The sequence below is a fragment of the Parapedobacter sp. SGR-10 genome (assembly GCF_011030405.1).
Taxonomy (GTDB): domain Bacteria; phylum Bacteroidota; class Bacteroidia; order Sphingobacteriales; family Sphingobacteriaceae; genus Sphingobacterium.
Map to the genome: position 1 here is coordinate 92,307 of NZ_JAAJTJ010000012.1, position 12,387 is coordinate 104,693.

The 12,387-nt window shown below is 45.7% G+C and carries 6 protein-coding genes; all 6 read left to right on the forward strand.

The annotated features are described in order from the left end of the window. Positions 1 to 10: 10 nt before the first annotated feature. The 6 genes from G5B00_RS10495 (at position 11) to G5B00_RS10520 (ending at position 12,022) form a co-directional block, all read left to right on the forward strand. Positions 11 to 1,741: a RagB/SusD family nutrient uptake outer membrane protein gene (locus G5B00_RS10495; protein ID WP_163874654.1), complete on the forward strand. Its 1,731-nt coding sequence runs from the start codon at positions 11 to 13 to the stop codon at positions 1,739 to 1,741. Positions 1,742 to 1,845: 104 nt separating this feature from the next. Beyond that, complete coding sequence (locus G5B00_RS10500) at positions 1,846 to 3,297, forward strand: sulfatase (RefSeq protein ID WP_163874657.1); 1,452 nt, start codon at positions 1,846 to 1,848, stop codon at positions 3,295 to 3,297. 12 nt (positions 3,298 to 3,309) lie between these two features. Continuing rightward, on the forward strand, positions 3,310 to 4,749 hold the full coding sequence (locus tag G5B00_RS10505) for a sulfatase (protein ID WP_163874660.1): 1,440 nt from the start codon (positions 3,310 to 3,312) through the stop codon (positions 4,747 to 4,749). 47 nt (positions 4,750 to 4,796) lie between these two features. Next, entirely contained in the window at positions 4,797 to 6,236 is a 1,440-nt protein-coding gene (locus G5B00_RS10510) for a sulfatase-like hydrolase/transferase (RefSeq protein WP_205966392.1), read from the forward strand. A gap of 72 nt (positions 6,237 to 6,308) precedes the next feature. Beyond that, a complete protein-coding gene (locus G5B00_RS10515) occupies positions 6,309 to 7,967 on the forward strand; it encodes an arylsulfatase (RefSeq protein WP_163874662.1) in 1,659 nt (552 codons plus the stop codon). 50 nt (positions 7,968 to 8,017) lie between these two features. Next, positions 8,018 to 12,022, forward strand: coding sequence for a two-component regulator propeller domain-containing protein (locus G5B00_RS10520; protein ID WP_163874665.1), 4,005 nt, complete (start codon positions 8,018 to 8,020; stop codon positions 12,020 to 12,022). The last annotated feature ends 365 nt before the right edge of the window (positions 12,023 to 12,387 follow it).

The window sequence follows — 12,387 nt, forward strand, 5'->3', positions numbered from 1 at the left end:
TCTAATCAAGATGAAAAAGATAACTATATTTTTTACAGGTCTTGCCCTCATGTGGATGGCAGCGGCCTGTAGTCTCGACGAAAGGATATTGGATACGCCCGGCCCCGTACAAGTGACGAGTGATCAGGAGCTGCTTCCTTTGATCAATGGGCTATATTCACGGTTCAATGATGCCAATGCGTTCAAGTTCAGAGGCTGGCTGATGTTGACTCTCTGCGCCGATGATTTCTATTCCGTAGCGGCCAATGAATTCCAACCTTTTGCAAACCGTACATACGGGGGGCCGAATGTCTCTCATTTCTACAACAGCCTATACCTTGCTGTGGGCGCGGCCAATCAGCTGATCGGGATATTGGACAAGGTGGGGGACAAGCTGACACCAGAGCTTGTAAGCCGTGCGTATGGTGAAGCCTACTTTGTCCGGGCATTTTCGTACTACTATCTGGTGCGCCTGTACGGAGGAGTCCCGCTGCGTATCAGCCCGGTCAATGCCGACAGCGATATGTACCTGCCCCGTGCCAGCATACACGAGGTATACGAACAGATATTTGCCGATTTCCGGGAAGCATCTCTCCGTTTGCCCCAAGCCTCTGAGCTGCCCGTTTCCGAACTGGGACGGGCGACAAAAGGTGCGGCGCAAGCCATTGTTGCCCAAGCTTACTTGACCTACGGAAACCAGCGCTCTCTAAGGGGCATGGACCCTACCCAACAGTACGAGGAAGCCGTCCTCTTTGCTGATTCGGTCATCCACAGCGGACAGTACCAATTGATACCGAATTATGCAGATATCTTTGATATCAATAAAGAGGTGGATGCTTATAAGGAAGTGATTTTTGGCATCCGTTTTCAGGCAGATCCTATGGCGATACTGCTCGGGTCGGCAGGATCCGAATATGCTTTCCGCTTTGGTAACTCTAATACCCACTTTGTCTCCGGTAATGCGAATAACGGGCAGGGAGATGGTAGTGTACGACCTATGCACTGGATGGCAGATTATTATCTGAATCACAATGATTATGTCCATCCTACGCAAGGCATAAGAGATTATCGCCATGAGGTGACGTTTGTAACGAGAGGTTATAACAGCACCAATGATCGTTATGTGGTACCATACCCTTTCCTTCCGACCACCCAAGAAAATCCTATTGTCTTTCCATTGCTGGCAAAATACCAGGATCCCAATGGAAGGGATCACCGCAACAATGGCAATGATTTTTTTGTGATACGATTTTCTGAAATGTATTTTATCTTAGTAGAAGCACTGAACGAACTACATGGAGGCCCGACATACAATTATAAAGGACAACAGTTGTTTTGGTGGTTTAACCGTGTCCGTGCAAGAGCACAACTAGCTGACGGCACTTCACGTAACAGACCGTTCCTGATCAATAATAGTAATTCACCGGGTATGACGCAGGACGAGTTTAGGATGAGAATATTTCATGAGAGAGGATTGGAGTTGCTGGGTGAGGGGCAACGTTGGTTTGATCTGGTACGTATGCGTCATCCTAGCGACCCGACCAAGACTATGTACGAGTACCAATTGGTGGAGGAGCTTACAAAAAGTACGTATCCTAAAGATGCGCCGACATATACCCGGAGCAGCAACAGCTACAGTAACTCTTTTTATGTCTACGAACCGTCTCTAAATGTATCTGTTCCTAAACATTTGCTGTTCCCCATCCCGATAGAAGAGATGGTGCGAAACCCGAATTTTGGCGAGCAGAATCCGAGGTGGTAATGTTGCCATTTGTAATATGAACCACATAGACACATAGGCCATATAGACTGTTGTTAATCCTATGTTTTCTATGTATCTATGTGGTTAAAAAAAGAAAAAGAACAATGATTTTAAATAAGTTAAAACAATTGTCGATCCTGATAGCCGCATTGGCCGGATTGACTGTTAAAGCACAAGAGACGAGTCAGCGTACTTCCAAGCCAAATTTCGTGTTCATTATGCCCGACCAATGGCGTGGACAGGCCTTAGGCTTTCTGGGCATCGAACCGGTCATGACCCCGCATTTGGATGCACTTGCAAAAGAAAGCCATGTTTTCACGCAGGCGATCGCCAATTATCCGGTTTGTTCACCGTCAAGGGCTATGATGATGACCGGCCAGTTGCCACTTGAGAACGGAGTGTGGTCCAATGTCAATTCAGCTACTGCGCCTTACGGAATAGAATTGGCACCGGATAAGATCTGTTGGTCGAATCTGCTGAAAGAAGCAGGGTATACCAACGCTTGGATAGGAAAGTGGCATTTGGATTCGCCTCATGAACCATACGTCCCGACCTACAACAATAAAGGTAAAGTCGCCTGGAACGAGTGGACACCGCCGGATCGTCGGCCCGGATTTGATTTTTGGTATGCTTATGGCACTTACGACAGACATTTGCGCCCCATGTACTGGGATACGCACGCCAAACGCGATGAGTTTAAGTATGTAGATCAGTGGGGACCGGAACATGAGGTGGACAAAGCCCTTGAATTTATCGAGCAGTTGGACGGAAAAACTCCGTTTTCCGTGACATTGTCCATCAATCCGCCCCATTCGGTGTACAGCCATGTGCCGGACAAGTATTTGGCCATGTACAAAGATCTGCCCGTCGCTGAATTGGCCAAACAGCCTGGTATTCCTGCGGCAGACACCGAGATGGGCAAATTGTACCGCAATACCATACAGCAGTATTATGCCGCTATCACGGGGGTAGACGAACAGATAGGAAGACTGGTGAAGGGGTTGGAAGATAAAGGCTTGATGGAAAATACCGTGCTGATTTTCCTTTCCGACCACGGTAACTGCCTCGGCAGAAACGGCGAACACGCAAAAAACAACCATTTTGAGGAATCGTTGCGTATCCCGGCCATGATTTACTGGAAAAACCGGATAAAACCCAATATGGACAACAAAAGCCTGTTTTCCTTGCTGGATCTGTACCCGACCATTCTTGGCCTACTGGGTGTGGAAGACAAGCAGTCTGTCCCCGGAACAGACTTTACAGATTTGCTGGTGCACGGAAAGCCGGTGAATGTGAAGCACCAGTTTTTTATGGGACGGATCAATCCGAGGAACAAGTCCGGCGGGTTTAGGGGAATACGTACCGCAACCTACAAACTGGCGTATGTCAAGAACAGACCTGTGGACAAATCGCAGGTGTATCTGTACAATGTGGCAAACGACCCGTACGATCAACAGAATATCGCCGATACTCACCCGGAGGTGGTCAAGGAGTTGACCAAAGAATTGAAAGTCTGGCTGAAGAAAGCGAATGATCCGTTTTTGTCGGATATATAAAAATTAATAAAAATGGATTTACTGTATTGTTTTCTTTATAGGTATAAAATAGCTGTTTGTTTACTAATAGGGTGGTCTCTGTTTTTCTCAGAAATCTCCCTCGCTCATGGTCAAGAAAAAACAGCGCGCCCCAATATCGTCTTTATTATCGTGGATGATTTGGGGTGGGGCGATTTGGGAAGCTACGGCAATACATTTAATGAAACGCCTAATTTGGACCGTCTGGCGGCATCGGGCGTACGCTTTACCGATGCGTATGCCGCGGCACCAGTCTGCTCGCCCACACGTGCCAGTATCATGACCGGTCTCTATCCGGCAAAGGTCAGGATTACCGACTTTTTGCCCGAAGGCTGGAAAACAGAGCGTTTTCTTGATCCGGCATCCTATACCACACTGAACGAAGTACTGGCATTGCAGGGATACCATACCGGTATAGTTGGCAAGTGGCATCTGGATACCCGTTTCAGAAGGCATACCGGCAGTCCCAAAGCGCATGGATTTCATGAAGTGATCGGGAGCGAAACCAAATATATCGCGGGAGGAGATTACTTCTATCCATATGACAAAATCAATACGTACACAGCAGGTGAGGAGGGTGAATACCTAACGGATAGACAAAGTCAGGATGCTTGCGATTTTATTCGCAGAAATAAAGAGAAGCCGTTTTTTCTATACCTAAGCTATTACAGTGTGCACACACGCTCGGATGCGCCAAAGCGTGCCGTGGACAAGTACAAACGAAAATTTGACCAAAAATATGGAGACGGACTTGCCGACAAGTATTTTGAAGCCCGGGATAACCATGAACATCCGCATATAGATAACCCTTATCTGGCCGCGATGCTCGAACACATCGACCACGGTGTAGGCGACGTTATGAAAACATTGCAAGAGCTGGAACTGGACAAGAATACGTTGGTCGTATTTATATCCGACAACGGAGGAGCGGTCAATGTATCTAACAACGGCGCTTTGCGCGGGCACAAAACCTGGTTGTATGAGGGAGGCATTCGGGTTCCGTTACTGATGAGCTGGCCCGGGGTGATCCCCACGGAAACTACCGTTGGCGATCCGGTCAGCACTATAGATTTTTATCCGACATTGGCGGCCGCGTCTGGAGCCGGTGTGGACATCACCGTGGACGGTGTAAACCTGATGCCATTATTCAACAAGGGCTACCGCATGCCCCGGCGACCGCTCTATTGGCATTATCCGGCTGAGACGGCCAAGTGGACGAAAAAAATGGCCACAGCCGTCCGTATCGGACCGTATAAGTTGATTCGGTTTTATGAGGGTGACCGTTATGAGCTTTATGATCTGGAGAAGGATATATCCGAAACAGAAAATTTGGTCGAGCGGGAAATCGCTATTTTCAACGAATTAAAAAGACTTATGGAGCAGTGGAAAGCAGTGGTCAATGCGGAAGAGCCTGATTTGACCTCGGGGAAATGAACTTGACAGATTGTTGTCCAAAAGCTCAAAATTTTAAGGAATAAAAAATGAAGATACGAAATAGATTTTTACTGTTGCATATCATGCTATCGGGCATCTTTATGGTCATTTTTCCAGGGGGAGATGTGCTTGCACAGCCCGCCCAAAGACCCAATATTGTCATCATTGTTGCTGATGACTTGGGATGGGGCGATGTAGGATATCATGGAAGCAAGATCCGGACACCCCATATAGACCGGCTTGCTCAAGAAGGGATAAGACTGGATAACTTCTATACAACACCCATATGCTCTCCCACCAGGGCAGGACTGATGACAGGCAGGTATCCCAACCGTTTTGGGCTGCGGGCTAATGTGATATCCCCCTGGCTACAGTTTGGGGTAGACACCTCAGAGGTTTTCATAGCCGACATGCTCGCAGAGGCAGGCTATAAACACCGGGCAGCGCTGGGGAAATGGCATTTAGGGCATTATAAACGGAGGTACCTGCCCTTACAGCGAGGTTTCACCTATTTCTATGGCGCATATAACGGCGCTTTCGATTATTTCACCCGCAAACGGGAAGGGGAGTTGGACTGGCATGAAAATGAAGAAAGCAGTTACGACAAAGGATATGCCACGGATCTGATTTCGGCAAAAGCCGTTAGCTGTATACAGGAATATGCCGATGATGGTGCGCCTTTCTTTGTATATGTAGCCTATAATGCGCCGCATGGTCCTTTGCAGGCCAAGGAAAAGGATTTGAAAACGTATGGTTTTGACCCCTCAAAACCCCGCTTTAATGAAGGAAAAGGGGGCGGTAGGGGCAAGGGAAACACGATATGGCAAACCTACGCGGCCATGGTAAGCTGCATGGACGAGGGGATTGGGAAGATATTGGGAGCGCTTGAGGAGAAAGGGGTCGCAGACAATACCATCGTGCTGTTTTTTAGTGACAATGGTGCAGAAAAAGGGGCTGGAAGCAGCAACGGTGAATTGAGGGGCTGGAAGTTTCAGGAATGGGAAGGAGGGGTTCGTGTGCCTGCCGTCATTCGATGGCCGTCAGGATTCAAAGGGGGCCGGACGATCTCGCAGGTGACGGGTTATATCGATATTTTTCCAACGTTGAGAGAGGTCGCAGGTCTTGCAGGCCCTGTCAAAAAGCCTTTGGACGGCATCAGCATACTGCCGGTTTTGAAGGAAAAGGAATCACACATCATGCGTGATTTTTACCTGGGCTTTGGAGCAATGGTCAGTGATAACCGCTGGAAACTGGTGAAAAAGGACGGCGGAAATCCAGGTAGGAGCAACAAGATAGACTGGCTGTTCGACATCATTTCCGACCCTCTTGAAAAATCGGATGTGAAAGAAAAATTTCCGGAAATCTATCAGCAATTATTGCAGAAAGTAGCTACATATGACGCAATAGAGCCGCATGTAGCTGTACCACCGTATGGAAAGGGAAAGGCAACGTTTAAAGCGCCTCCGGAGTGGAAAATTATAGAATAAAAAATAGGATTGGAGTTTAAAGACAGCGTTGTAGAGTTAAAAAGAATAACTATTGAAAATAGGAGGAATAGCATGAAATCATTTTGTTTTTTTGTGGCGGTTAGCCTTTTTGTAAGTTGGTCTTGTCGCTCATCGGACCAAAAAACTTCTCCGGCCCGTCCCAATATTATCCTGATCATGTCGGATGATATGGGATATTCCGATCTGGGGTGTTATGGAGGAGAGATTGAGACACCTGTACTGGACAAGTTGGCCGAAGAAGGCGTACGTCTCACGCAGTTTTATAACGGTGCCAGATGCTGTCCGACAAGAGCATCTTTGCTGACAGGATTGTACCCACATCAAACGGGAATAGGGCATATGACCAATCCTTCGGAAAATTTTGAAGTACATGACTATCATGTGCCAGGCTATCGCGGAGAACTTAGTCATCAAACACACACACTGGCCGAAGTACTGAAAACCGCAGGCTACCGCACTTTGATGACCGGAAAATGGCACGTAGGCATGGAGCATAGAGAACAGTGGCCTTTGCAACGTGGTTTCGATCGTTTTTACGGTCTTTTGGACGGTGCAAGCAACTTTTTTCTGCCAGTACATCCGCGGGGAATTACGTTGGACAACGACCCAATTGAGATAGACGACCCTAATTATTATACAACCGATGCCTTTACGTCGAATGCGATTGATTTCATTCATGAAGGTCAGCAGAGTGGAGACGATGCCCCGTTTTTCCTGTACCTGTCTTACACGGCACCGCACTGGCCGTTGCAGGCACCGAAGGAGAATATTGACAAATACCGTGACCGGTACCATGATGGATGGGAGGTCATGCGCAGAGAACGTCACAAACGGATGTTGGAAATGGGGCTGGTTAATTCTGCATGGGATATTACCCCGCTTGATGCGCCTGTATGGGACACGATCAATGCGGAGCAGCGTGAAGAACTGGCTTTGAGGCGTGCCATTTATGCCGCGCAGGTGGATCGCATGGATCAAAACATCGGTAAACTGGTGGATTATTTGAAGGAGAATGATTTATTGGACAATACTTTGATTATCTTTATAAATGATAACGGAGCATGTGCTGAAGGAGGTAATATGGGAGGCGGGCCAAAAGAAGAACTCGAAACCAAGAAAGGCTATTTTCTGAGCTACGGCCAGGGATGGGCCAATGCATCCAATACGCCTTATCGGGAATATAAACACTGGGTGCATGAGGGGGGTATTTCGACACCGTTTATAGCCCATTGGCCCAAAGGTATTCCCGAAACGCTCAAAGGCCATATTATCCATCAATACAGCTTTCTTCCGGATATTATGGCTACCTTTATCGATATTTCGGGTGCTCAATATGCCTTAGAAAAGGACGGAAAACCTGTTCCGGTAGTAGCCGGGAAGAGTTTTTTGCCTCTGTTGAAAGGGAATGACAGCCCAATTCATAAACAGCCGATTTTCTGGGAGCATGAAGGCAACAAAGCAGTAAGGTTGGGCAATTACAAAGCCGTGGTGAAATGGGAGCGGGGCAAGTCTGATAAATGGGAGCTGTACGATATAGCAAAAGACCGTACTGAATTGAACGATCTGAGTACCGAAAAACAGGACGTACTTCTCGAACTGAAAGAAGCATGGGAGCAATGGGCATCCACACATCAGGTAGAGCCGTGGGCGCAGATGCTGGACAGCCTCGAAAGCAACCGTGCAAAAGCACGTGCGGCAAGAGGGAAATAAATTAAATAATGAGGAGGCAACAACTAGTTCTTCTGTTATGCAAGTATTTGGTGGTTTGGTTTGTTTTGATCGCCATGCCATTATCTATGTTCGGACAGGCACAGTTGCTGTTTCGCCACTATACAGTCGAGCAAAATTTTTCCTCCAATTTTATCCGGGCCATCCTGCAGGACAGTACGGGTTATATGTGGTTTGCGACAAAACGTGGATTAGATCGTTTTGATGGAATTCGTGTGAAAACCTATCGGCACGATGAGTCTGTGCCGGGATCTATCGACAGTGACTTTATCCAATCCTTTGCACAGATCAGTGACAGCACGATCTGGGTTGCGACCAACCGGGGAATATCTATTTTGAATCTCCGGACAGATCGTTTTTCGACATTCCCTCCGTTGAAAGGAGTATTGGTATATGACATTACGAAAGACAAGAGGGGACGCGTCTGGATCGCCACACACGGCAAGGGTGTATTTTGCTTTGACCCTAAAACAGAAAAACTAAGAAGCTTTGATACGACTCTTGGCGCTTTGGCCAAGGTAGTGCCTGCTACAAAAATAATAGAAGATAAGCAGGGCAGGATATGGGTAGCTACTGAAACGAGAGGTATTATCGTACTCGATTCGGATCTGAAGAGGGTGAAGTATTACAGTACCGCCAATAGTGACCTACCCAGTAATAACATATTGACGTTGTACCAAGATAGGGCAGGTACGATATGGGTAGGAACGATGAATGCGGGCCTGGCCCGATTTGATACAGGAGAGGGACGGTTTACAGTATATCAAAAAGGAGGAAAAGCCGGACTGAACAACAATATTGTACGAACGATTTATCAGCCTTCTCCCGACAAGCTCTTTGTGGGGACAGAAGAGGGGCTAAATGTATTGGATATCGAGAAAGATAGCTTTAGGAGCTACACCCGTCAGTACAATAATGAAAACAGTATCAGCGACAATGCAATCTATGCGATCTACGGAGATTTTGAAGGTGGGATATGGATCGGTACATATTTTGGCGGTGTCAACTACCTCCATCAGCCACCTAGTGGCATAGAACGCTATTTGCCGACAGGCAATCCCCGCAATCTTTCCGGTGGTGCAGTGGCCTGTTTTCTCGAAGACAGGTTGGGAAATATGTGGATCGGCACAGAAGATGCGGGTCTTAACTATTTTGACAGTAAAAGTAAGGAATTTAGGCGCTATCCTTTTTTAAAAAGCCACCAGCCGCTTCCTTACCACAATATACATGCACTGACAAGAGACAGCCGGGGGCTGATATGGATCGGTACTTTTTCGGGAGGGCTGAGTGTGCTTGATCCGGTACGGAACAGCATGAAAACCTATAGGCACCGTCCTAATGATGCTACTTCTCTCAATTCCAACAGTATCAATTTTATCTATGAAGACAGCGAACAGCAAATCTGGATCGGTACATCGGACGGTGTGAACAAGTACGACCCTGTTTCGGACTCCTTTGTCCGGATAGGAAATATGGAGAAGTATGCCATTTATGGCATCCATGAAGACGCCCAGAAGATAATGTGGTTTGTCAGCAACAATTTTGGCATGCAGTCCTACAACAAAAGAACGGGCCAATGGCAGCAGTTTACTGCTGAAAATCAAGAGGGTGCGTTGAGTTCTCCCAAAGTGATTACCCTGCTAGACGACAAAAAAGGGAACCTTTGGATAGGTACGGAAGGGGGCGGACTGAACCGGTTTTCCTTGAAAACAAAAAGGGCAGAAGTGATAGGAGAAGAAGAGGGGCTGCCTGCAAAGATCATTTATAGTCTGGTGCTGGATCAAAAAGGATATCTCTGGATAGCCACCGAAAAAGGATTGTACAGCTTGGACACCAGCAATGGAATGACCAGGCATTATTCCATTTGGGACGGTGCCAAAAGTCTGATTTTTAACTACAAATCGATACATCAGGCAAAGGACGGTAAGATATATATCGGCGGGATTAATGGTTTTGGGGTATTTCATCCGGACAGTATCCGTAATATGAATGTGATACCCAGAATTGTTTTGAGCAATTTGCAGATATTTAATCGGGATATATCGCCTCATACACCTAAGAGTCCATTGAGCAAAGCTCTTACCTATACGGATAAGATTGTTTTGAATCATGACCAGACAGTCATCAATATTGAGTATGCCGGATTAAGCTATATCTCGCCTGAGAAAATAAATTATAGTTATAAGTTGGAGGGACTGGATGAGGATTGGAACCATGTAGGCAACCAACAGCGTGTGAGTTATAGCAATTTGCCTCCTGGTAAGTACACCTTTCGGATCAAGGCAGATGTAGGCTATCAGAGCGACGATTTGTCCGAAACCGTGTTGCATATTGTTGTCAGGCCACCTTTCTATAAAACATCGTTGGCGTACATATTGTATGCGTTGATCGTGTCGGGCATATTGCTGTGGTTACGCCATTCCTTTATCAAAAAGCACAAACGGGAAAATGAAATCAGATTAGAGCGGCTGAGGATAAAAAATGAAAAAGAATTTTATAACCAAAAAATAGAGTTTTTTACGATGATGGCACATGAAGTGCGTACACCATTATCGTTGATCAGTGGACCGGTAGAAAAAATGCTGGAGTCGGATACATTAGGCCCCGAAGTGCGATCACAATTGGAAATGGTCAATAAAAGCACAAACCGGTTGACCACGCTGGTCGATCAGTTGTTGGATTTTCGACGTATCGAAAGTGATTTTTATAAATTGAATCCCGAAAATATTGATGTTGTACCATTGGTCAGGAATATCTGTACCACATTTGCTTCGGCAGCACGTCATCATAGGGGGCTGAATTTTGCCTATAGCAGCGATGTGGAGCATCTGATTGTCCATGTTGATGTAGAAGCGTTAACAAAAATATTGAATAATCTGATAGTCAATGCATTGAAATTTGCAAGGAGTATAGTAAGTGTTCATCTTCGGATAGAAGAAGGAGAAGAAGGTTATTTTCTAGCCGTTGATGTCGAGGATGACGGGATCGGTATACCTGCTGGCGAATTAGAGAATATTTTCAAAAAATTTTTCAAGGTCAATTCAGGTAAACATCAGTACAATAACCTGGGAGGATCGGGAATCGGCCTAGCTTTGGCAAAAGCGTTGACCGAAAAATCCGGTGGTGATATGAAGGTAATCAGTAACGAAGGAGAAAGGACGGTTTTTACAATGCTCATCCCTTGTCATTCACTTGAACAGGAATCGGAATTGGAAAAGTTGGAGGATGATATTCGTCCTGAGTATGAAGGAGAGGCATCCATATTAGTCGTGGAAGATGATGACGATCTACAACATTTTATCGCTTCAAACCTTCGGGCAGAAGGCTATAGTGTATCAACAGCAACGGGGGGTAATGAGGCGCTTGAAGTATTGGTCGTACATGATATCAACCTGATTATTTCTGATATTATGATGCCTGATATGGATGGTACCGAACTGTGTAAAAAAATAAAAGATAATATTGCCCATAGTCATATTCCAGTTATACTGCTTACCGCAAAAACAGATTCCAACACGGAGTTGGAAGGTATTGAAAGTGGTGCAGATATATATATGACCAAACCATTTAAAATCAGACATCTCACGGCAACAGTAAAGAATCTGTTGGAAAGTAGAGCTAGGCTTAAGCAGAAGTTTGCGACCTATCCATTTGCATCAGAATCCCAATCGTCTATTGTCCCTACTAAAGATCAATCATTTATTGAGAAAATTGTAAAATTTATAGAGGAAAACATTTCAGATCCAAGTTTATCAGTCGAAGATATAAGCTTGGCTGCTGCTATGAGCAAGTCTGCATTCCAGCGGAAGATGAAGGCACTCACAGGGTACACCCCTAATGAATTTACGAGGCTTATACGTTTGCAATACGCGGCCAAGTTGTTGATGTCCAATGAATATCGGGTTTCCGAAATAGGGTACATGTGTGGATTTAGTTCGCATTCTTATTTCTCCAAATGTTTTTTTAATCATTTTCATATCACCCCAAGCGATTTTATGGACAAGCAGTTCTCTGAGAAAGGATCTACAGGAGAGTGAAGGAAGTAAGGTTAAATTTATTTGTTTTCCTATGGTGAGCAAATAAAGGTCGAATTGATGGAGTTTGTGAAGTCAAGATAAAATTATCTCTCAAATTTATAGATAGTTAAGGGGTGTTTTTGAAAAAACAATAATAAAGCCTTTGAAAAGTCGTTAAAAACTTTCTATCTTTGCACTCGCTCCGCAAGGGGGCGTTTTGCTGGTCTTTTGGGCCGGTGTTTTTTGAAAGGGATTTTTTATGGGGTTTGCGGTTTTAATTATTTTGAGATAATTTTTGTGCATTCGTAAAAATTTTCTACCTTTGCAGTCCGTTCCCAGGAACGGTCTGGTTACAGTGAGAGATATACGGGCGTCAGCCTGTTTAT

Coding starts and splice junctions, on each gene's coding strand:
- G5B00_RS10495 (WP_163874654.1), top strand. CDS start 11: ATGAAAAAGATAACTATATTTTTTACAGGTCTTGCCCTCATGTGGATG.
- G5B00_RS10500 (WP_163874657.1), top strand. CDS start 1,846: ATGATTTTAAATAAGTTAAAACAATTGTCGATCCTGATAGCCGCATTG.
- G5B00_RS10505 (WP_163874660.1), top strand. CDS start 3,310: ATGGATTTACTGTATTGTTTTCTTTATAGGTATAAAATAGCTGTTTGT.
- G5B00_RS10510 (WP_205966392.1), top strand. CDS start 4,797: ATGAAGATACGAAATAGATTTTTACTGTTGCATATCATGCTATCGGGC.
- G5B00_RS10515 (WP_163874662.1), top strand. CDS start 6,309: ATGAAATCATTTTGTTTTTTTGTGGCGGTTAGCCTTTTTGTAAGTTGG.